At 74.3% G+C, this 23,911-nt stretch carries 4 protein-coding genes; 3 read left to right on the top strand and 1 reads right to left on the bottom strand.

Annotated features, from left to right (window positions below; translation table 11 throughout):
• Positions 1-50: 50 nt before the first annotated feature.
• The 3 genes from ACLJQZ_RS03915 to ACLJQZ_RS03905 are packed head-to-tail and all read left to right on the top strand — an operon-like array spanning position 51 to position 22,392.
• On the top strand, positions 51-19,859 hold the full coding sequence (locus ACLJQZ_RS03915) for a non-ribosomal peptide synthase/polyketide synthase (protein ID WP_410618623.1): 19,809 nt from the start codon (positions 51-53) through the stop codon (positions 19,857-19,859).
• On the top strand, positions 19,856-21,181 hold the full coding sequence (locus tag ACLJQZ_RS03910; RefSeq protein WP_410618622.1) for an MFS transporter: 1,326 nt from the start codon (positions 19,856-19,858) through the stop codon (positions 21,179-21,181). Before ACLJQZ_RS03915 ends, ACLJQZ_RS03910 begins: the two co-directional genes overlap by 4 nt.
• The gene (locus tag ACLJQZ_RS03905) at positions 21,178-22,392 is read left to right on the top strand and encodes a cytochrome P450 (RefSeq protein ID WP_410618621.1); all 1,215 of its coding nucleotides are present in this window, start codon (positions 21,178-21,180) and stop codon (positions 22,390-22,392) included. The genes ACLJQZ_RS03910 and ACLJQZ_RS03905 overlap by 4 nt, the downstream gene beginning before the upstream one ends.
• Positions 22,393-22,869: 477 nt before the next feature.
• Here ACLJQZ_RS03905 and ACLJQZ_RS03900 read toward each other — a convergent pair whose 3' ends face one another.
• A complete protein-coding gene (locus ACLJQZ_RS03900) occupies positions 22,870-23,814 on the bottom strand; it encodes an NADP-dependent oxidoreductase (protein WP_410618619.1) in 945 nt (314 codons plus the stop codon).
• Positions 23,815-23,911 lie beyond the last annotated feature (97 nt).

The following is a 23,911-nucleotide window of genomic DNA, read 5'->3' as shown; positions in this document are numbered from 1 at the left end:
TCGACCGACCGCCCGGATCACCCCGAAGAGTGCTGTGAGGAAAGCGAACCATGACCACCTCGAGGAAGAGCCGCATCGACGCGCTGCCCGCCGACCTGCGCGAGACGCTCAAGCGCCGGCTGGCCGGGCGGGCGGAGCGCACCGACGTCATCGGCCGGGCCCCGCGCGAGGACGACCTGCCGCTGTCGTTCGCCCAGCAGCGCCTGTGGTTCCTCGACGAGTTCCGGCCGGGGGAAGCCGAGTACAACAGCGCGGTCGGGCTGCGGCTCACCGGGGCGCTCGACACCGCCGCGCTCACCGGCGCGCTCGGGGAACTGGTGGCGCGCCACGAATCCCTGCGCACCACCATCGACGACACCGGCGGCACGCCGGTGCAGGTCATCCACCCGGCCCCGGAGGTCCCGGTGCGGACGGTCGACCTGACGGCCGATCCCGCGCTGCGGCCCGCCGACCTCGACGAGGTGCTGGGCGCCGAGTACGCCCGGCCGTTCGACCTGCGCCGCGGCCCGCTGGTCCGGCTGCTGCTGGTACGCGTCGCCGCGGAGCACCACGTCCTGCTGCTCACCGCCCACCACGTCGTCACCGACGGCGAGTCGATGGGCATCCTGGTCGGCGAACTCGGGGTCCTGTACGCGGCCGCCGTGCGCGGCGAACCGGCGGGCCTGCCCGAACCGGCGATCCAGTACGCCGATTTCGCGGTGTGGCAGCGGAACCGGCTCGCCGGCCCGGCCCTGGACCGGCACCTCGCCTACTGGACCACCCAGCTGGCCGGCGTCGAACCCCTCGACCTGCCGGCCGACCGGCCGCGGCCCGCCGTGCGCACGACCGCGGGCGCGCTGCACGGCTTCCGCGTCCCGGCCGACGTCGCCGCCGCGCTCGCCGACCTGGCCCGGGCCCACGACACGACGCTCTACACCGTGCTCGTCGCGGCCTGTCAGGTGTTGTTCGCCCGGTACACCGGCCGCGACGACGTCGCGCTCGGCACCGTCGTCTCCGGGCGGGGCCGCCCGGAGCTGGAACGCACGGTCGGCTTCTTCGTCGACACCGTCGTCGTCCGGTCCACAGTGGACTCCGCCGCGCCGTTCGAGGCGTTCCTCGACGCCGTCCGCACGACGGTGCTGGAATCCTTCGACCACGCCGAAGCACCGTTCGAGAAGCTCGTCGAAGCGCTGAAGATCGAGCGTGACCCCAGCCGCAACCCGTTGTTCGACGCCATGGTGCTGCTGCACGGGCGCCCCGGCGGGCAGCCGGACTTCGGCGGGCTCACCGTCGAACCGGTCGAGGTGGCCCGGCGCGCGGCCAACTTCGACCTCACCGTCGAGTTCCAGCAGACCGACGGCGGCCTCGAAGGGTCGCTGGAGTACAACACCGACCTGTTCGACCGGCGGACCGTCGCCGCGCTGGCCGAGCACCTCACCGTGCTGCTCACCGGCATCGCCGCCGACGCCGCCCGCCCGGTCGGCGAACTGCCGCTGCTCACCGGCGCCGAACGGCAGCGGCTCGCCGAGTGGAACGACACCGCGCTGGACGTGCCCGCGGCCACCCTCACCGAGCTGTTCGAGTCCCAGGCCCACCGCATCCCGGACGAGACCGCGCTGGTCGCCGGCGCCACCGCGCTGAGCTTCGCCGAGCTGAACGACCGCGCCAACCGGCTCGCGCGGCACCTCGTGGCGCTGGGCGCCGGCCCGGAACGGGTCGTCGCGCTCGCCCTGCCGCGCACGGCCGACGCGATCGTCGCGCTGCTCGCGGTGCTGAAGGCGGGCGCGGTGTACCTGCCGATCGACCCGGCTCTGCCCGCCGACCGGATCGAGCTGCTGCTGAGCGACGCCCACGCCACGCTGGTCGTCACCCACACCGGTGACGAGACCACGCCCGGCGCCGGGCTCGTCCTCGGCACGCCGGAGACCGCCGCCGCGCTGGAGCAGTACCCGGCCACCGACCTGTCCGACGCCGACCGCGTCGCCCCGCTGCGGGACACCAACACCGCGTACGTCATCTACACCTCGGGCTCCACCGGCCGGCCCAAGGGCGTGGCGGTGCCGCACCGCAACCTCACCAACCTGCTGGTCAACCACCGCCACGACTTCGCCGTGCCGGGGCAGCGGTTGCGGGTCGCGCTGACCGCGACGCTCTCCTTCGACACGTCGCTGGAGGGCCCGGTGCTGATGGCGGACGGCCACGAGCTGCACCTCATCGGCGACGACGTCCGGCTGGACGCGCACGCCCTCGTGGACCACATCGCCGAGCACCGGATCGACTTCCTCGACCTGACCCCGACCTACCTGCGCCGGCTCGTGCCCGCCGGGCTGCTGACCGACCCGCGGCACCGCCCGAAGATCCTGATGCTCGGCGGTGAGGCCCTCGACGAGACGCTCTGGCGCGCCCTGGCCGACGCCGAAGTGACGGTGGCGCACAACTTCTACGGCCCGACCGAGTACACAGTGGACGCGGTGTCGTGCCGGGTCGGCGCGACCGCCCGGCCGGTGCTCGGCCGCCCGCTGGCCAACACCCGGGCCCACGTCCTCGACCAGGACCTCCGGCCGGTGCCCACCGGCGTCGCGGGCGAACTCTGCCTGGCCGGCGCGCAGCTGGCGCGCGGTTACCTCGGCCGGCCGGGCCGGACCGCCGGCAGTTTCGTCGCGAACCCCTTCGGCGCGCCCGGCGAGCGGATGTACCGCACCGGCGACCGCGTCCGCTGGACGGCGGACGGACAGCTGGAGTACCTGGGCCGCCTCGACGACCAGGTCAAGATCCGCGGCTTCCGCGTCGAACCCGGCGAGGTCGAGGCCGCGCTGCTGCGCCTGCCCGACGTCTCCGCGGCCGTGGTCGTCGCCCACCGCGGCGACGACGGGCACGCCCGGCTGGTGGCCTACGTCGTCGCGGCCGGCCCGGCCGCACCGGCGTCCGCCGACCTGCGCCAGGCCCTGCGGGCCACCCTGCCCGACTACCTGGTGCCCTCGGCGTACGTCCCGATCGACGCCGTTCCCGTGACGCCGCAAGGGAAGGTCGACCGCCGGGCCCTCCCGGCGCCCGGCGTCACCGACGACGGCGATCAGGCCTACGTCGCGGCGCGGACCGCCGTCGAGCACCAGCTGGTGGCCATCTGGGCCGAGGTGCTCGGCAACGACCGCGTCGGGGTGGAGGACAACTTCTTCGGCCTCGGCGGCGACTCGATCCTGAGCATCCAGGTCGTCGCCCAGGCCCGTCAGGCCGGGCTGCGGCTGACCTCGCGCGACATCTTCCTGCACCAGACCATCGCCGGTCTCGCGACCGTGGTGCAGACCGCCGCGGCGCTCACCCCGGACGTGTCGGCGCCGATCACCGGACCCGCGCCGCTGACGCCGATCCAGCACTGGTTCTTCGGCACCCACGGCCCGCTGGACCACTTCACGATGTCGCAGCTGCTCGAACTGCCCGCCGACGTCGACCCCGACGCCCTGCGGACCGCGGTGGACGCGGTCGTCGCCCACCACGAGGCCCTGCGGACCCGGTTCTTCCACCTCGACGGCGAGTGGCGGCAGGAAGTCGTGCCGACGCCGCCGACCGGGGTGCTGTGGAGCCGCGACCTGTCGTCGCTCGGCGAAGCCGGGCAGCGCGCTGGGATCGAAGCCGCGGCGGGCCAGGTGCGCGCCGGCCTGGACCTGACGACCGGCGTGGTCGCCGGGGCCGTGCTGCTGGTGCGCGGCACCCGGCCGCCGCTGCTGTTCCTGGCCGTGCACCACCTCGTGGTCGACGGCGTGTCGCTGCGGGTGCTGCTCGCCGACCTCGACACCGCCTACCACCAGGCCCGCGCCGGTGCCGCCGTCCGGCTGCCAGCGGCGGGCACGACGTTCACCCGGTGGGCGCACCTGCTGCGCGAGCACGTCCGCTCCGGTGCCTTCGACGGCGACGTCGAGCACTGGACCCGGGTGGCGGGTCGCGTCCCGACGGCCCTGCCGGTCGACCACGACGGCGCCGGCACCACCGGCTCCGCGCGGACGCTGACCGTGGCCCTCGGCGCCGACGACACCGACGCCCTGCTGCACCGGGTCCCCGCGGCCTACCGGACGCAGGTCAACGACGTGCTGCTGAGCGCGCTCGGCCGGGCCTTGGCGGACCGGACCGCGCAGGACGGCGTCCTGATCGCGCTGGAGGGTCACGGCCGGGAGGACGTCCTCGACGGCGTCGACCTCTCCCGCACGGTCGGCTGGTTCACCACGCAGTTCCCGGTGGCGCTCGACCTGCCGCCGGCGGGGGACTGGGGCGCCACCCTGAAGGCGGTCAAGGAGCAGCTGCGGGCCGTCCCGCGCCGCGGCCTCAGCTACGAGGCCCTGCGCCACCTCGGCGATCCCGGGCACGCCCTGCAGACGTTCCCGCTGCCCCAGATCTGCTTCAACTACCACGGCCGCTGGGACGGCGGAGGCGGCGGCGAAGGGCTCTTCCGCGGCCGGCTCGACGGCACGGGCGCGGACATCGCGCCGGACGAGGCGAACACCTACCAGCTGGACGTCACCGGCGTCGTCGACGGCGGCGAGCTGTCGCTGACGTGGAGCTACTCCGAGCAGGTCAACGACCGAGAAACGGTGGCGGAGCTGGCCGAGGCGATGCTGGCGGCGCTGCGCGAGATCGTCGCGCACTGCGCGGAACCCGGCGCCGGTGGGCGCACGCCGTCCGACTTCCCGCTCGCCCGCCTCGATCAGTCCACAGTGGACAAGATCGTCGGCGACGGCCACGACGTCGAGGACGTCTACCCGCTCACGCCGCTGCAGGCGGGCATGCTCTTCCACAGCCTGCTCGACCCGGCCGCCGACGCCTACGTCGACCAGGCTCGGATGCTGCTCGACGGCGTCCGCGACCCGGAGGCGTTCGCGCGGGCCTGGCAGCAGGTGGCCGACCGGACCCCGGTGCTGCGCACCCAGCTGGTCTGGGACGGCGTCGAGGAGCCCCTGCAGGTGGTGCGCCGCCGCGCGGTCGTGCCGATCACCCGCCACGACTGGCGCGGCCTGTCCGAGGCCGAGCAGGCCGCCGAGCTGGACCGGCTCTCGGCCGAGGACGCCGCCGCCGGGATGGACCTGGCCGCCGCCCCGCTGATGCGGCTGGGCGTCATCGCGCTGAGCCACGACCGGGTGCTGCTGATGTGGACGTCGCACCACATCGTGCTCGACGGCTGGAGCCTGGCCCAGATCTTCACCGAGGTCGTCGAGCAGTACGCCGCGATCACCGGGAGCCGGGTCCCGCGCGTCCCGGCCCACCGCCCGTTCCGCGACTACCTCGCCTGGCTGGCCGCACAGGACGTCACCGCGGCCGAAGAGCACTGGCGCGAGGTGCTGTCCGGCTTCGCCACGCCGACGCCGCTGCCCTGGGACCGGTCACCGGCCCAGGCGCACCGGACACGGACCGCGCAGCCGGTCCGCGGCTCGCTCACCGCCGCGGACACCACCCGGCTGCGGGACGTCGCCCGGCGCCACGGCCTGACCGTCAACACCCTCGTGCAGGGCGCGTGGGCGCTGCTGCTGGCCCACCAGAGCGGCGAGGACGACGTCGTGTTCGGCACGACCGTCTCCGGCCGGCCCGACGACCTGCCCGGCGTCGAGACCATGATCGGGATGTTCATCAACACCATCCCGACGCGCACCCGGATCGACCGCGGCGAACCGGTGCTGCCGTGGCTGCGGCGCCTGCAGGACGAGCAGAACCGCGCGCGGCGCTTCGACTTCGTCGCCCTCGGGCGGCTGCGCTCGCTCAGTGATGTCCCGTCCGGGGACGTCCCGGCCGGGCAGAACCTGTTCGACAGCATGGTCGCGTTCGAGAACTACCCGTTCGACGAGCACGCTGCCGCGCGCGCCGGCGTCACCCTGCGCGAGGTGACCGCGCTCGACGCCACCACCTTCCCGATCACCCTGCGCGCCTACGCCGGCGAGCACCTGGGCTTCGAGCTGGCCACCGACCCGGCGCTGTTCGACGCGGCTACGGCCGAGGCGCTGGCCGCCCGGCTGGAGACCCTGCTGCTGGCGCTCGCGGAGAACCCGGACCGCACGATCGCCCGGCTGCCGTGGCTCTCGGCCGCAGACCGGGCGCACCTGCCCGACGCCGCGGACCCCGTTTCGCTGCCCGCGCCGACCATCACGGACCTGTTCGCCGCTCAGGTCGCCGCGACGCCGGACGCGATCGCCCTCACCGGCGAGGGCACTTCTCTGTCCTACGCCGAACTGAACGCGCGGGCGAACCGGCTGGCGCACCGGCTGGTCGCGCTCGGCGCCGGACCCGAGCGGTACGTCGCCCTGCGCCTGCCGCGCTCGCCGGAGCAGGTCGTCGCGATCCTCGCCGTCCTCAAGGCCGGGGCCGCCTACCTGCCGATCGACCCGGCCACACCGGACGAGCGCGTCGAGCGGATGCTCGCCGACACCGAGCCCGTCGCCGTCCTCACCCCCGACGACGTCGACGCGACCGGTCCGGACACCGACCCGCCGCCGCGGTGCGCCCCCGGGCACCCCGCCTACGTCATCTACACCTCCGGCTCGACCGGGCAGCCCAAGGGCGTGGTGATCCCGCACCGCAACGTCACGCGGCTGTTCGCCGCCACCGCCGGCCGGTTCGGCTTCGGCGCGGACGACGTGTGGACCCTGTTCCACTCCTACGCCTTCGACTTCTCCGTCTGGGAGATCTGGGGCCCGCTGCTGCACGGCGGCCGGCTCGTCGTGGTGCCGCACGCCGTTTCCCGGTCGCCGCGGGAGTTCCTGCGCCTGCTGGCCGACGAAGGCGTCACCGTGCTCAACCAGACACCGTCGGCGTTCTACCAGCTCTGCCGCGCCGACGAAGACGACCCCGAACTGGGTGCCCGGCTCGCGCTGCGGCACGTGATCTTCGGCGGCGAGGCGCTCGACACCCGCCGGCTGGCCGGCTGGTTCTGCCGCCACGGGAACACCCCGCGGCTGGTGAACATGTACGGCATCACCGAAACCACCGTCCACGTCACCCACCACGACCTGGTGCCCGACGCTCCCGGGCTCGTCGGTGACGTCCTGCCCGACCTGCGCGGCTACGTCCTCGACGCCGACCTGAACCCCGTGCCCGCGGGAGTACCGGGCGAACTGCACGTCGCCGGGGCCGGCCTGGCCCGCGGCTACCTCGGCCGCCCCGGGCTGACCGCCGCCCGGTTCGTCGCCGACCCGTTCGGCGCGCCCGGGTCGCGGATGTACCGCTCCGGGGACCTGGTGTCCCGCACCGAAAGCGGCGCGCTGCGCTACCGCGGGCGTGCCGACCAGCAGGTCAAGATCCGCGGCTTCCGCATCGAACCGGGCGAGATCGAGGCCGCCCTGCTCGCCCTGCCGGAGGTCGGCTCGGCGGCCGTCCTCGCCCGCGAGGACGAGCCCGGCCGCAAGCGGCTGGTCGCCTACGTCGTCGCGGCCGACCCGCACGACCCGCCCGCCGCGGCCCAGCTGCGCGAGCGGCTGGCCCGGTCGCTGCCCGAGTACATGGTGCCGTCGGCGTTCGTCGCGATCGACGTGATGCCGTTGACGCGCAACGGAAAACTCGACCACCGCGCGTTGCCAGCGCCGGAAGCCGCCGGCCCGGCGGCCGCGGAGTTCGTCGAGCCGCGCACCGACGCCGAACGCACGGTCGCCGCGGTCCTGGCCGCCACCCTCGGCCTGGACCGCGTCGGCGCCGAAGACAGCTTCTTCTCCCTCGGCGGGGACTCCATCCTCAGCATCCGGCTGGCCTCCGCGCTGCGCGACGCCCTCGGCGTCGACGTCTCGCCGCGCAGCGTGTTCGACACCCCGACGGTCGAAGGGCTCGCGGCGAGCCTGGCCACCGCGACGGTGGCCGTCGCGGCGATCCCCCCGGTGAGCCGCGAGCACGACCTGCCGCTGTCGTTCGCCCAGCAGCGCCTGTGGTTCCTCGAGGAGTTCGCCCCGGGCAGCACCGACCACGTCACCGTCTTCGGCGTGCGGCTGCGCGGCGCCCTGCGGGCCGACGCCCTCGCCGCGGCCCTGACCGCCCTGATCGCCCGGCACGAGTCCCTGCGCACCACGTTCGGCGTCACCGACGGCAAGCCGCGCCAGATCGTCGGCGAGCCGTGGGAACTGGCGCTGCCGGTCACCGACCTCTCCGGCGACCCCGGCGACCTGCACCGGCTGCTCGCCGACGACCTCGCCCGGCCGTTCGACCTGACCCGCGGCCCGCTGCTGCGGGCCCGGCTCGCCCGCGTGGGCCCGGACGACCACGCCCTCGTCCTGTCCCTGCACCACATCGTCACCGACGGCTGGTCGATGGGCGTGCTCGTCGGCGAACTCGCCGCCCTCTACGGCAACGAGCACACCGAGCTGCCCGCGTTGCCGATCCAGTACGCGGACTTCGCGGCGTGGCAACGGGAACTGCCCGTCGATGACCAGCTCGGCTTCTGGCGCCGGCAGCTCGACGGCCTGCGCCCGCTCGACCTGCCTGCCGACCGCCCCCGGCCGGTGACCCGGACGTCGCACGGCGCCGAGCACGAGTTCACCCTCGGCGCCGAACCGCTCGCCGGCCTGCGCCGGCTGGCCGCCGACCGGGACACGACCCTGTTCACGGCCCTGGCCGCGGCCTGCCAGCTGGTGCTGCGCCGCTGGTCCGGGCAGGACGACGTCGCCATCGGCACGATCACGTCCGGCCGCGACCACCCCGAGGTGCAGCACCTCGTCGGGATGTTCGTCAACACCGTCGTGCTCCGGTCGCGCCTCGACGGGCGCCGGGACTTCGGGGAGCTGCTGACCACCGTCCGCCGGACCGTCCTGGACGCGTTCGCCCACCAGGACGTGCCGTTCGAGCGGATCGTGGACGAGCTGAGCTCCGAGCGCGACACCAGCCGCACGCCGCTGTTCGAGGTGCTGGTGACCCTGCAGAACGCCGGCAACCGGCTACCCGCCCTCGCCGGGCTGGCCGCGAGCGATCTCGAACTGCCGATGACCACCGCCGGGTTCGACCTCAGCATCGAGTTCGAGGAACGCCCCGAAGGCTTGCGCGGCCTGCTGAACTACAGCACCGACCTGTTCGACGCGGCCACGATGGGACGCTTCGCCGAGCACCTGACGGTGCTGCTCACCGCCGTCGCGGCCGATCCCACGCGGCCCGTCGACGCGCTGCCGCTGCTGCCCGCGGCCGAGCACGACCTGGTCGTCGAGACCTGGAACGCCACTGACCGCCCGGCGCCCGGCGTCACCGTGACCGAGCTGTTCGAGGCGCAGGCCGCGCGCACCCCGCACGCGACCGCGCTGGTCTGCGGCGACACCACGCTGACCTTCGCCGAGCTGAACGCCCGCGCGAACCGGCTCGCCCGCGACCTCGCCGGCCGCGGCGCGGGTCCGGAGCGGTTCGTGGCCGTTTCCCTGCCTCGCTCCGCGGACGTCGTCGTCACGCTCCTCGCCGTGCTCAAGGCCGGGGCCGTGCTCCTGTACCTGGACCCGGAGCTGCCGTTCGTGCGCAGGGAAGCACTGCTCGCCGACACGCGGCCGGTCGTCGTGGTCACCGAACCGATCTCCGTCTCCGACCCGGTGTCCGGTGTGGACCTCACCGACGCCGACCGCCTCGAGCCGCTCAGGCTCGACAACGCGGCCTACACGATCTACACCTCCGGCTCGACCGGCGTGCCCAAGGGCGTCGTCGTCAGCCACCGCGCGCTGGCCAACCTGGCCCTCGACCACGCGGGCCTGTTCACCGCCGCGGCCGGGAAGGACCGCCTGCGGGTCGCGCTGACCGCCGCGTTCTCCTTCGACGCGTCGTGGGAAGCGCTGCTGCTGATGCTGACGGCCGGGCACGAGCTGCACGTGATCGACGGCGACACCCGCCTCGACCCCGCACTGCTCGCCGAATACGTGGCGGGCCACGGCATCGACCTGGTCAACTCGACGCCGTCGTTCGTCCGGCACCTGCTCGACGCGAGCGAACACCGCCCGTCGGTGCTGCTGCTGGGCGGCGAGGCCGTCGGGGACGCACTGTGGCGCGAACTCGGCGCGAGCGACGGCGTCACGGCGTTCAACATCTACGGCCCGACCGAGTGCACGGTCGACGCGACCCTCGTCCGGATCGGCGCGACCGCGCGGGAAGTGATCGGCCGCCCGGTCGGGAACGTGCGGACCTACGTCCTCGACGAGCGGCTGCGCCCGGCGCCGATCGGCGTCCCCGGCGAACTGCACCTGGCCGGCACCCAGCTCGCCCGCGGGTACCTCAACCGGCCCGGAACGACCGCGAAGAAGTTCCTGCCGAACCCGTTCGGCCCGCCCGGCAGCCGGATGTACGCCACCGGCGACCGCGTCCGCTGGACCCGCGACGGGCACCTGGAGTACCTCGGCCGCGCCGACGACCAGGTCAAGATCCGCGGCTTCCGGATCGAGCCCGGCGAGGTGGAGGCGGCCCTGCGCGCCCTGCCCGAGGTCACCGACGCGGTGGTCGTCGCCCGCCGCGACGACGGCCACGCGCGGCTCGTCGCCTACGTCGTCACGAAGGACGACCCGGGTGACCTGCGGACCCGGCTGAAGGCGGCCCTGCCCGACCACCTGGTGCCGACGGTGTTCGTCCCGCTCGAGCGGCTGCCCTTGGCGGCCAGCGGCAAGGTCGACCGCCAAGCGCTGCCCGCGCCCGCCCCGATCGTGGCCCCGGTCGCCGGCCGGACCGCGCCGCGCACGCCGGCCGAGCGGCTGCTGGCGTCGATCTGGGCCGACGTCCTCGGCGTCGGGCAGCCGGGGGTGGACGACAACTTCTTCGCGCTGGGCGGGGATTCCATCCTGAGCATCCAGGTCGTCTCCCGGGCCCGGCAGCACGGCCTGCGTCTGACGTCCAAGGACGTCTTCCGCCACCAGAACATCGCCGAGCTGGCGCTGGTCGCCGGCACGGACGTGCCCGACGGTCCCGAGGCGGCGTTCACCGGCGCGGCCCCGCTCACGCCGATCCAGCAGTGGTTCTTCGACACCGGCCACGACCGGTTCACGATGTCCACAGTGGCCGAACTCGATCCCGACGTGGACGTCCCGGCCCTCACCACCGCCCTGGCCACGGTGCTGTCCCGCCACGACGCGCTGCGCACCCGGTTCACCCGCACCCGCGACGGCTGGCGGCAGGAATTCTCTGCCGACGCGGAGATCCCCGCGCTCCGGCAGGTCGACTTGTCCACTGTGGAGGGAGACGTCGACGCGGCGATGCGCACCGCCGCGGCCGAAGCCCGCGCGACCCTGAGCGTCGGTGACGGCCCGCTCGTCGCGGCCGTGGTGTTCACCTTCGGCCCGGCGCGGCCGCCGTCCCTGCTGGTGACCATCCACCACCTGGTCGTCGACGGCGTCTCGTGGCGGATCCTGCTCGCCGACACCGAAACCGCGTACCGCCAGGTCCTCGCGGGCCGGCCGGTCGACCTCGGCCCGGGGACGACCAGCTACTTCCGCTGGGCGGACCGCCTCGCCGCGCACGTCCGCGACGGCGGGCTCGACGCCGAACTGCCGTACTGGACCGAGGTGCTCACCGGCCCCGCCGCGGACCTGCCGGTCGACGCGGCGGGGGAGCCCACCGGCGCCCGCACGGTCACCGTGGGCCTGGACGCCGCCGCCACCGACGCCCTGCTGCACCAGGTCCCCGACGTCTACCGCACGCAGGTCAACGACGTCCTGCTCAGCGCGCTGGGCCGGGTCCTGGCCCGGTGGACCGGGCACGAGCGGGTGCTCGTCGCGCTGGAAGGACACGGCCGCGAGGAGATCTTCGAGGACCTCGACCTGTCCCGCACGGTCGGCTGGTTCACCGCCGAGTTCCCGGTCGCGCTCACGCTCCCGGAGGCCGAAGACTGGGGACCGACGCTCAAGGCGGTCAAGGAGCAGCTGCGGGCCGTGCCCGGCAAGGGCCTCGGCTACGGCGCGCTGAGCCGGCTCGTGCCCGACTCGCCGCTGCGCGACGGCCGGACCCCGCAGATCTCGCTGAACTACCTCGGGCAGTGGACCGCCGCCGGCGACGACGGCGGCCTCTACCGGGGCTTCGGCGGTGACCTGGGCGACGACGAGGACGCCCGGCCGCGCAGCTACCTGCTCGACGTCGTCGGCATCGTCGACGACGGCCGGCTCGAGCTGGCCTGGACGTATTCCCCGGAGGTGCACCACGAAAGCACCGTCCGGCGCCTCGCCGAACAGCTCACCGACGCGCTGCGCGAGATCGTCGCGCACTGCGCCACTCCCGGGGCCGGCGGCCGCACGCCCGCGGACTTCCCGCTCGCCCGGCTGAGCCAGCGCGAGCTGGACGTCGTGGCCGGCGACGGCCGGGGCGTCGAGGACGTCTACCCGCTGACGCCGCTGCAGGCCGGCATGGTCTTCCACACCCTGTTCGACAGCGGCTCCCCGGCCTACTTCGAACAGGTCCGCGTGCGCCTCGCCGGGGTCGCCGACCCCGCCGGGCTCGCCGCGGCCTGGCAGCGGGTGCTGGACCGCACCCCGGTGCTGCGGACCCGGCTGGTCCTGACCGGCGTCGACGAGCCCGTCCAGGTGGTGGACCGCGCGGCCACGCTGCCGGTCACCCACCACGACCTGCGCGACCTCGACCCGGCGGCCCGCGAGAAGGCCGTGCGGGACCTCCTGGAGGCCGACCGCGCCGTCCCGTTCGACCTGGCCCGCGCCCCGCTGACCCGGCTGGCGATCGCCGCCCTGCCCGGCGACGAAGCCGACCTCGTCTGGACGTCCCACCACGTCCTGCTCGACGGCTGGAGCTCCGCCCAGGTCTTCGCCGAGGCGTGCGAGCAGTACGCCGCGACGGGTCATCAGGCCCGGCCGGGCCTGGTGACCCGCCGCCCGTACCGCGACTACCTCGGCTGGCTGGCCGAGCGCGACCAGACCCGCGCCGACGAGTTCTGGCGCGCCACCCTGGCCGGCTTCGACGCCCCGACCGCGTTGCCCTACGACCGCCCGCCGGCCGAAGCCCACCGGTCCCGCTCGACCGACTCCGTCCGCACCGAGCTGGCCCCGGCCGCGACCCTGCGGCTGCGGGAGTTCGCCCGGACCCACGGCCTCACCGTCAACACCGTCGTGCAGGGCGCCTGGGCGCTGCTGCTGTCGCTGCTGTCGGGGGACCGGGACGTCGTGTTCGGCACCACCGTGTCCGGCCGCCCGGCCGACCTGGCCGGCGTCGAAACCATGATCGGCATGTTCATCAACACCATCCCCACCCGCGTCCGCCTCGACGGCACCCAGCCGGTCGCGGCGTGGCTGGGCGAGCTGCAAGCGGCCCAGAGCGAGGCCCGCGACCACGACTTCGTGTCGCTGGGCCGGCTGCGGCCGCTCAGCGACATCGCCGCCGGGCAGAACCTGTTCGACAGCATGGTGGTCTTCGAGAACTACCCGATCAGCGAACCCGCCACCACGGGCGCGCCCCGGGTCGTCGAGGTCGCCTCGGCCGACGCCACCAACTTCCCGCTGTGCCTGCGCGCGTCCCTCGACGAGGGCCTCGCGCTCGACCTCGCCTACGACCCGGCGCTGTTCGACGCCGGCTCGATCACGGCCATGACCGACCGGCTCGGCCTGCTGCTCGACGCCGTCACCGCCGATCCCGCCCGCCCGCTGGCGCGGCTGCCGTGGGTCGACGGCGCCGAACGCGCCCAGGTGCTCGCCGACGCCCACGGCCCGGGCAGCGCCGCGCCCGCCGCGACGGTGCCCGCGCTGTTCGCCGAGCAGGCCGACCGCACTCCCGACGCGCCCGCCGTCGTCGCCGACGTCCGGACCCTGACCTACACCGAGCTGGACGAACGGGCGAACCACCTGGCGCACCGGCTGATCGAGCTGGGCGTCGGCGCGGAGGACCGCGTCGGCCTGCTGCTCGAACCGTCGGCGGACCACGTCGTCGCCGAGCTGGCCGTGCTCAAGGCGGCCGCGGCCTACGTGCCGCTGGACACCCGGGCTCCGCACGAGCGGCTGCGGACCGTGCTCGCCGAGGCCGCGGTGTCGGTCGTGGTGGCCGGGCCGACCTGGGTGACCACCGCGGAGGCCGTCCACAGTGGACCCACGCTGACGGTGGGCGAACAGCGATCCCCGTCGGCGCCGAAACGCACGGTGGATCCCGGCACTCTCGCCTACGTGATGTACACCTCGGGCTCGACCGGGACGCCGAAGGGCGTCGCGGTGTGCCACGGCGACATCACCGCGCTGGCCCAGGACGGCCGGTTCGCCGGTGGCGCCCACACCCGGGTGCTGGCCCACTCGCCGCTGGCCTTCGACGCCTCCACCTACGAACTGTGGGTCCCGCTGCTGTCCGGCGGCGCCGTGGTCCTGCCCGACGCCCCCGACCTGACCGTGGAATCGTTGCGGCGCGCGGTGTCCGCGCACGGCGTGACGGCGGCCTGGCTGACCGCGGGCCTGTTCCGGCTCCTCGCCCACGACGCCCCGGATGCCCTGCGCGGCCTGCGCGAGGTGTGGACCGGCGGCGACGTCGTCCCACCGGCGGCCGTGCGGGCGGTCCAGGCCGCGTGCCCCGGCCTCGTCGTGGTCGACGGTTACGGCCCCACCGAGACGACCACGTTCGCCACGTCCTTCCGGGTGACCGGGAACGTGCCCGACTCGATCCCCATCGGCCGCCCGCTCGACGGCGTCCGCGCCTACGTGCTCGACCGCGACCTGCGCCCGTTGCCGGCGGGCGCGCCGGGCGAGCTGTGCCTCGCCGGACCCGGCCTGGCCCGCGGCTACCTCGGCCGTCCGGGCCCGACCGCCGACCGGTTCGTCGCCGACCCGTTCGGCGCGCCGGGGGAGCGGATGTACCGCACCGGCGACGTCGTCCGCCGCGACGCCGACGGCGACCTGGTGTTCCTCGGCCGCTCCGACGACCAGGTCAAGCTGCGCGGCTTCCGGATCGAGCCCGCCGAAGTGGAATCCGTGCTGGCCGCCCACCCTGCGGTCGCGCAGGCGATCGCGACGGTCCACACGGACGCCGCCGGCACCCGCCGGCTGGTCGCCCACGTCGTCGCCACACCGGGGCGCACCGCCGGCCCCGACGAGCTGCGGGCGCACGCCGCCGAGACCCTGCCCGAGTACATGGTGCCCGCGGTCGTCCTCGTGCTGCCCGTCCTTCCGTTGAACCGCAACGGAAAGGTCGACCGCCGGGCGCTGCCCGCGCCGGACGGCCCGATCCCCGCCCAGCGGGCGTACGTCCCGCCCGCCACCGTGACCGAACAAACCGTCGCCGAAATCTGGCAGCGGCTGCTCGGCACCGGCCGGGTCGGCGCGCAGGACAACTTCTTCGAGCTCGGCGGTGACTCGATCCTCAGCATCCGGCTCGTTTCGCGGCTGCTGGCCGAATTCGCCGTCTCGATGTCGCCACGGGCGGTGTTCGCGCACCCGACGGTGGCCCGGCTCGCCGCGGCGATCGACACCGTCGGGGCCGCCCGCACCGCCGCCGACCCGATCCCCGCCGCGCCCCGCGACCAGGCGCTGCCGCAATCCTTCGCCCAGCAGCGGTTGTGGTTCCTCGACGAGTTCGAGCCGGGCGGCACCGAGTACGTCACGAGCACGGCCGTGCGCCTGCACGGCGAGCTGGTCGTCGACGCGCTCGCCGAGGCGTTCACCGGCCTGGTGGCCCGGCACGAGCCGCTGCGCACCACGTTCGCTTCGGTCGACGGCCACGGCGTCCAGGTCGTGCACCCGCCGACCGCGGTGCCGGTGCCCGTCACGGACCTGAGCGACCACCCCGCCGACACGCGGGAAGCGGCGCTGGCCGAGGTCCTGCGGGCCGACGCCGAGGAGCCGTTCGACCTGCGGGAAGGCCCGCTGTTGCGGGTCAAGCTCATCCGGCTGGCCCCGCGGGAGCACGTGCTCACCGTGACCGTGCACCACATCGTCACCGACGGCTGGTCCAACGGCCTGATCGCCGAGGAGATCGGCCTGCGCTACACGGCCGCGCTGCGCGGCGAGGCGGCGGACCTGCTGCCGCTGCCCGTGCAGTACGCGGATTTCGCGGCCTGGCAACGCGGTCTGCTCGCCGAGCGGGTGCTCGCCGGCCAGGTCGCCTACTGGACCGAGCGCCTGCGTGACCTCACGCCGCTGGAGCTGCCCACGGACCGGCCGCGGCCGCCGGTGCGCACCACCAGCGGCGCGACCCGGGAACTGGTCGTCCCGGCCGCGGTGACCGCCCGGCTCGAGCAGGTGAGCCGGCAGCGGGGGACCACCCTGTTCACCACCCTCGTCGCGGCCTGCCAGGTGCTGCTCGGCCGCTGGGCGGGGCAGGACGACGTCGCCGTCGGCACGGTCACCTCCGGCCGCGAACGCGCCGAGCTGGAAAGCCTCGTCGGGTTCTTCGTCAACACCCTGGTGCTGCGGTCGCGAGTCCGCCCGGAGCTGCCCTTCACGGACTTCCTCGACGAGGTCAGCGCCGGCGTCCGCGCGGCGTTCGACCACCAGGACCTGCCCTTCGACCGCGTCGTCGACGCCGTCCAGCCCGGCCGGGACCCCAGCCGCACCCCGCTGTTCCAGGCGATGGTGGTGCTGCAGAACAGCCCGCGGGAACCGGCCCGGCTGCCCGGCCTCGAGGCCGAAGACGTCGTGCAGCCCGCGACCGCGGCGAACTTCGACCTCACCGTTGAGTTCCAGCCGGACCACGGCGTGCTGCGCGCCGCCCTGACCTACAACACCGACCTGTTCGACGCCGCCACGATCGACCGCCTCGCCGAGCACCTGAGCGTCCTGCTCGGCGGCATCGCCGAGAACCCGGCGCGGCCCTTGTCGCGGCTGCCGTTGCTGGGCGAGGACGAACGCCACCGGCTGCTCGGCGCGTGGAACGACACCGGTCGCGCGGTGGCGCCGGGCACGCTGCCCGAACGCGTCGAAGCCCGGGCCCGGCGGACGCCGGAGGCGATCGCGGTCGTCTCCGCCGACCACGGCACCCTCACCTACGCCGAGCTCGACGCCCGCGCCGAGCGGCTGGCCCGGGTGCTCGCCGCGCGCGGCATCGGCCCGGAACGGATCGTCGCGCTGGCCCTGCCCCGGTCGGTCGACATCATCGTCGCGCAGCTCGCCGTCCTGAAGGCGGGCGCGGCGTTCCTGCCGGTCGACCCGACCTACCCGCTCGAACGCATCACCTACATGCTCACCGACGCCCACCCGGCGCTGGTGCTCACCCTCGACGCCCTCGCCCCGCCCGTGCCCGACGGCGTCCCGGTGCTCTCGCTCGACGACCCGGCCGCGTTCGCCGCGGACCCGGACGTACGGCTCACGCCGCCGCGGCCGGGCAGCCCCGCCTACGTGATCTACACGTCCGGGTCGACCGGCCGCCCCAAGGGCGTGGTCGTCACCCACGCCGGGCTGACCGGCTTCGCCGACGCGGAGGCCGAGCACCTGCGCGTGACCGAGGGCGACCGGGTCATGGCGTACTCGTCGCCGAGCTTCGACGCCGCGGTGCTGGAGCTGTGCCTGGCCCTGCCCGCCGGCGCGGCGCTCGTCGTGGTCCCGCCCGGCCCGCTGCTGGGGGAACCGCTCGCCGAGTTCCTCACCACCCACGAGATCAGCCACACGCTGATCCCGCCCGCCGCGCTGGCGACCGTCCCCGAGGTTCCCCTGCCGCACCTGCGCACGCTCGTCGTGGGCGGCGACGCCTGCCCGGCGGAGCTGGTGGACCGCTGGGCCCCCGGCCGGCGGATGATCAACGCCTACGGCCCCACCGAGTCCACGGTCGTCGCGACGTGGAGCGAGCCGCTCGCCCCCGGAGCCGCGCCCCCGATCGGCCGGCCGATCCCGAACACCCGCGTCTACGTCCTCGACGACGCGCTCACGCCGGTCCCGATCGGCGTCGCGGGTGAGCTGTACGTCGCCGGGCCGAGCCTGGCCCGGGGCTACCTCGACCGGCCGGGCCTGACCGCGGACCGGTTCCCGGCCAACCCGTTCGGCGCGCCGGGGGAGCGGATGTACCGCACCGGCGACGTCGCCGGATGGACCGCGGCCGGGCAGCTCGAGTTCACCGGCCGGGCCGACGACCAGGTCAAGGTCCGCGGCTTCCGGATCGAGCTGGGGGAGGTCGAGTCGGCGCTGCTGCGCCACCCGGGCGTCACCGCCGCCGTCGCGGCCGTGCAGCAGGACGAATCCGGGCACAAGCGCCTGGTCGCCTGCTTCGTCGCGGCCTCGCCGGACGACCCGCCCGGCGCCGCCGAGCTGCGCGGGTTCCTGGGCCGGTCGCTGCCGGGACACCTGGTGCCCTCGGCGTTCCTGCCGCTGGCCGCGCTCCCGCTCGGCCCGAGCGGCAAGGTCGACCGGCGGGCCCTGCCCGTGGTCACCGCGACGGCCGAGCCGGCCGCCCGCCACGTCGAACCGGTGACGCCCGCCGAGCGCGTGCTCGCCGAGGTGTGGGCGCAGGTGCTGGGCCTGGACCGGGTCGGCACGGAGGACAACTTCTTCGAGCTGGGCGGCGACTCCATCCTGAGCATGCAGGTCGTGTCCCGGGCCCGGCAGGCCGGGCTGCGGCTGACCGCGAAGGACATGTTCCTGCACCAGACCATCGCGGCACTGGCCCCGCAGGCGACCGCGGTGTCCGAAGCGACCGAGCCCGACGGGCCGGTCGTCGGCCCGGTGCCGCTGACCCCGATCCAGGACTGGTTCTTCGCGACCAACACCGTGAACCCGCACCACTTCAACCAGTCCATGCTCGTCGACCTCGCCGACGGCTTCGACGCCGGCGCGCTCCGGGCCGCCCTGGCCGCGGTGTGGGCCCACCACGACGCCCTGCGGATGCGGTTCGAGCAGACCGCGGACGGCTGGCAGCAGCACAACGCCGGCCTCGACCCGGGACCCGAGCTGCGGCACCACGACCTGACCGCCGTCGCCGCGGCCGAACGCCCGGCGGCCCTGGAACGGATCGCCGACGCCGTCCACGCCGGTTTCGACCTGACCCGGGGCCCGCTGCTCGAAGCCGTCCTGGCCACCGCCGAACCGGGGTGGCGGCCGCAGCTCTTCCTGGCGGCGCACCACGTCGTGGTCGACGCGGTCTCCTGGCGCATCCTGCTCGACGACCTCGACACCGCCTACCGGCAGGCGCTCCGGCGCGCCGCGATCGACCTCGGCCCGCGGACGACGTCGTTCCGGGACTGGTCGCACCGGCTCGCCGAGCACGTCCGCGCCGGCGGGTTCGACGACGAGATCCCCTACTGGACGGGCCTTCCCGCCTCCGGCGCGCTGCCGGTGGACCACGACGGCGGGAGCGCCGGAACCGGCGAAGTCACCGTGGTCCTCGACGCCGAGGACACCAACGCCCTGCTGCGCTCGGCCCCCGCGGCGTACCGCACCCGCGTCAACGACGTCCTGCTGACGGCGCTGGCCTGGGCCCTGGCGCGGTGGACCGGCCGCGCGGACGTGTCGATCGCCCTGGAGGGCCACGGCCGCGAAGACGTCCTCGACGGCGTCGACCTGACCCGGACCGCCGGCTGGTTCACCACGCTGTACCCGGTGGCCCTCACTGTGGACACCGGCACGGACTGGCGGACGCTGATCAAGTCCGTCCGCAAGCAGCTGCGTGCCGTGCCGGGCAACGGGTTCGGCTACGGCGCGCTGCGCCACCTCGGCCCGCCGGACGTCCGGGAGAAACTCGCCGAGACCGGGCCGCAGCCCGGGATCTCGTTCAACTACCTCGGCCAGTGGGACGGCTCGGGGGCCGCCGGGACGGCGACGTCGGAGAGCCTGTACGCCGCCCAGCACGGTTCGCTCGGCCACGACCACGACCCGGCCGAGCACCGCCCGTACCTGCTCGACCTGGTCGGCGCGGTCCAGGACGGCGAGCTGGTGTTCTCCCTGATCCACGCACCCGATCGCCACGACCGCCGGACCGTCGAGGCGGTCGCCGGGGACTTCGCCGACGCCCTGCGGCAGATCGCCGCCGACAGCCGGGCTCCCGGCGGCCGGAACGAGCGCCGGTGACCCCGCCGCTGTCCCGGAACCGGGACTACCGCCTGCTGTGGGGCAGCCAGGCGCTGTCGGAGGCCGGCTTCGCCGCGTCGGTCATCGCGTTGCCGCTGCTGGTGCTCGCGGTGACCGGCTCGCCCGCGCTGTCCGGGCTGGTGCTCGGCGTCGACGCGATGGCCCAGCTGGTCGCCGGGCTGCCCGCCGGCGCGCTGGCGGACCGCTGGAACCGCAAGAAGCTCATGCTCGGCTGCGAGGCCGTATATTCGCTGGCGGTGGCGAGCCTGGTGGCCACCGTCTGGTGGGACGTCGTCAGCATCCCCCAGCTGATCGCGGTGGCGGCGGTGATGGGCTGCTGCCGCTCGCTGTTCGGCCCGGCCGAAGGCGCGACGCTGGCCCGGATCGTGCCCGCGGCCCAGCTGCCCACCGCGGTGGCGATGAACTCGGCGCGCGGCGCGCTCGGCCAGCTCTCGGGCACCGCGATCGGCGGGTTCCTCTACGGCCTCGCGCGGGCCGTCCCGTTCGCGTTCGACGTGCTCGCCCACACGATCTCTTTCGTGGCCCTGTGTTTCGTCCGGGCACCGCACCGCGAGACCGAGCCGGCCGCCGATCAGCACCTGGGCCGGGAGATCGTCGAGGGCCTGCGCTGGGTGTGGGAGGAGGTGCACGTGCGGGTCACCGTGCTCTGCGCGGTGAGCCTGAACTTCTTCTTCAGCGCCTACTTCATCGTCATCATCGTCCTGGCCAAGGACCGGGGGATCTCCTCGGGCGAGATCGGCGTGATGGCCGCGATGCTCGGCGTCGGCGGGGTGGTGGGTTCGCTCGTCGCGCCCTGGCTGCAGCGGCGGCTCAGCCCGTACGTGTCGATCGTGAGCGTCTTCTGGGTGCTCACCCTGCTGACCCCGCTGGCGGCCGTGATCCACGACGGCTACCTGATGGGGGCCCTGTTCGTCGCCATGGCCCTGCTCCCGCCGACCGCCAACACGACGATCGGGACCTACCAGCTGCTGCTCACGCCCGACCGGCTGCGCGGCCGGCTGACCAGCGTGATGGGCGTGATCGGCGGGGTGTCCGCGGCGACCGGGCCCGCTTTCGGCGGCCTGCTGGTTCAGGCCGTCCCCGGGACCGGGGCCGTCCTGCTGTGCACGGCGGGGATCGCGCTCGTGACCGTGATCGTCACCTGCAGCCCGACCCTGCGGCGGTTCCCGCGCAGCGACGCCCTCACCACCGGCGCGACCGCACCCCAGCCGGTGGGCGGCCGGCACCACGAACCACCGGGGCCGGCCGCGGCCCCGCACCCCACCGACGGCCCGACGACCACCGAGGAGACCCAGCCATGAGCACCCAGGACCTGTCCGGTGCACCCGCTTTCGCCTTCGAAGACCTCTTGGCGCGCTCGGCCGGGCTACGCGAACGTGGTGGCCCGGTGCACCACGACGAGGAGAGCGGGACCTGGCGGGTGCTCGACCATCCGTCCGTCTCGCGCGTGCTGTCCGACCCCGCCGCGTTCTCTTCGGATTTCAGCGGGCTCACCCCCGTCCAGGAGGACTTCGAGACCTTCCGCAAGGGCAACTTCGTCGGGATGGACCCGCCGGACCACCGCAAGCTGCGGACCCTGGTCACCCAGGCGTTCACCCCGCGGGTGGTGGCCGGGCTCGAGCCCCGGATCCGGGCCATCACCGGAGAACTGCTCGACGAGGTCGCCGGTGCCTCCCGGATCGACATCGTCGAAGCGCTCGCCTACCCGCTGCCGATCATCGTGATCGCCGAGCTGCTCGGCGTCCCGGTCGCGGACCGGCCGCTGTTCACCCGGTGGGCGCAGGTGCTGTTCGGCGGGGACCAGCTGGGGGAGTCGCCCGACATGGCCGACATCCAGCGCGCGCTGGACACCATCGCCCCGACCATCCGGGAGATGAACGCCTACATCCTCGACCACATCCGGCAGCACCGCACGCACCCGGGTGACGGGCTGACCAGCCGGCTCGTGCAGGCGGAGTTCAACGGCGAACGACTCGAGGATCAGGAGATCGTCGGGTTCGTCGCGCTCCTGCTGGTCGCCGGGCACATCACGACGACCGCGTTGCTGGGCAACGCCGTGGTCAGCTTCGACCGGAACCCGCTCGCCGCGGCCGCGTTGCGAGCCGACCCGGCAGGCTTGCCGACCGCGCTGGAGGAGGTGCTCCGGATGCTGCCGCCGTTCCCGGAACTGGGCCGGCGCACGACGAAGGAGGTCGAACTGGGCGGGCGCACCATCCCCGCGGACGCGATCGTGATGGCCGACCTGGCCGCGGCCAACCGCGACCCGGCGATCTTCGACCGGGCCGGGGAATTCGACGCCGGCCGGAGCCCGAACCCGCACCTCACCTTCGGCCACGGCATCCACTTCTGCTTCGGCGCTCCGCTGGCCCGGCTGGAGGGCCGGGTGGCGTTCGAGGTCCTGTTCGACCGCTACCGCGACCTCGCCGTCGCCCCTGACGACCGCGTCGAGTTCCAGAACCCGGCCGTGATCGTCAGTGTCAGACGGCTCCCGCTCGACGTCGTGCCCGCTTGATCTCACCAGGGGTTTCCGGCCGTTTCTTGGCCAGGCCGGAAAAGCTGCGCACCTGCGGGCTTTCCCGCGGGTGCGCGGTCTGCGGAGTCAATTCCAGGGCAGGGCCGGTTGCGTGTGCCTGGTGGCAGTTCGATGACGCCGGAGGACTGGTGACAGCACGTGGTTTGCCGGCTCGGACGATTGCGCGATTGGTCCAGTGGGCGCGGAATTCGGGCGAGGAGGTCGATGTCGATGACGCTGCGTTCGTCGGACCTCGATTGGGGATCGGAGTCTCGGCCGGTTGTAGTCGACCAGCCCGAACACCACCAGGGCGTATTTGCGCATGACTGCCCAGCGCCGCCTTCCGGGTCCGGCGGCGGCTTCCCCGCCGGACTGCGGTCCGGGACCGACCTCCACCAATGCGCGCCGCGTCCTTGCTTACCGCCGAAGGCGCGGCGTTCGCCCGCGGGCCGGTCCCGGCTTCGGATCGGGAGGGTTTCAGGCCGTGACCGGGACGACGACGACCTTGCCGTGCACCGCGCCCTCGGCGGCCCGTGCATGCAGCGCCGGCAGCTCGGGCAGCGGCACCCGTTCGGCGACGTCGACGCGCAGCTCGCCGCGGTCGACCAGTGCCACCAGCTTCGCCAGCTGTTCGGCGTCGCTGCGGACGAACAGGTCGATGCCGCGCACGCCGCGTTCCTCGTCGGCCGGAGCGGGCATCCACACCGTCGTGTTCACCACGACACCGCCCGGCCGGACCAGCGTGACGAGTGCGGCCAGCTCCGCCGGGTCGACCGGCGCGAGGTTGAGCACGATGTCGACCTGCTCGGTCACCGCCGCGGTCACCCCGGTGGTGGTGTGGTCGACGACTTCGTCGGCCCCGGCCGACTTGACCGCGTCGCGGCTGCTCGGGCTCGCCGTGGCGATGACGTGGGCCCCGGCGCCCTTGGCCAGCTGCACGGCGTACCCGCCGACCGCCCCACCGGCGCCGTTGATCAGCACGCGCTGCCCGGACTTCAGCTTGCCGTGGTCGAACAGCGCCTGCCACGCGGTCAGCCCCACCACCGGCAGTGCGGCCGCGTCGGCCAGCGGGACGCTGCCGGGTGCGGGCGCGAGGACCTCGGCCGGCGCGAGGACGTACTCCGCGGCGGCGCCGTTGCCGTCCATCGGCAGGAAACCGATGACTGCGTCGCCGACCTGGAGGCCGGCTACGCCGTCACCCAGCGCGTCGACCGTGCCGGCGACGTCGATGCCGGGAGTGTGCGGCAGTTCCACCGGGATGGGGCCCTGCATGAAGCCGCCGCGGATGTTGCCGTCGACGGAGTTGAACGACGTCGCGGCGACGCGGATCCGGACCTGCCCGGCTCCGGGAACCGGCTGCTCGACGTCCTCGTAGCGCAGGACGTCGGGGGCGCCGTAGTCGTGGAAACGCACTGCCTTCATCGGAGTTCTCATCTCTGCTGAGACTGTTTTGCTTCGAGTTCGAAGCAACTGCGGCCTACGCTACTGCTGCTTCGAATTTGAAGCAAGTGAGGTCGGT

The organism is Amycolatopsis sp. cmx-8-4 (assembly GCF_046548675.1).
Classification (GTDB): Bacteria; Actinomycetota; Actinomycetes; order Mycobacteriales; family Pseudonocardiaceae; genus Amycolatopsis.
Note: the sequence above shows the minus strand (reverse complement) of the source record. Positions and strands in the feature narration are given on the sequence as shown.

Excerpts from the sequence above, each read along its gene's own strand:
- ACLJQZ_RS03905 (WP_410618621.1), top strand. The coding sequence starts at position 21,178 with ATGAGCACCCAGGACCTGTCCGGTGCACCCGCTTTCGCCTTCGAAGAC.
- ACLJQZ_RS03900 (WP_410618619.1), bottom strand. The coding sequence starts at position 23,814 with ATGAAGGCAGTGCGTTTCCACGACTACGGCGCCCCCGACGTCCTGCGC.
- ACLJQZ_RS03915 (WP_410618623.1), top strand. The coding sequence starts at position 51 with ATGACCACCTCGAGGAAGAGCCGCATCGACGCGCTGCCCGCCGACCTG.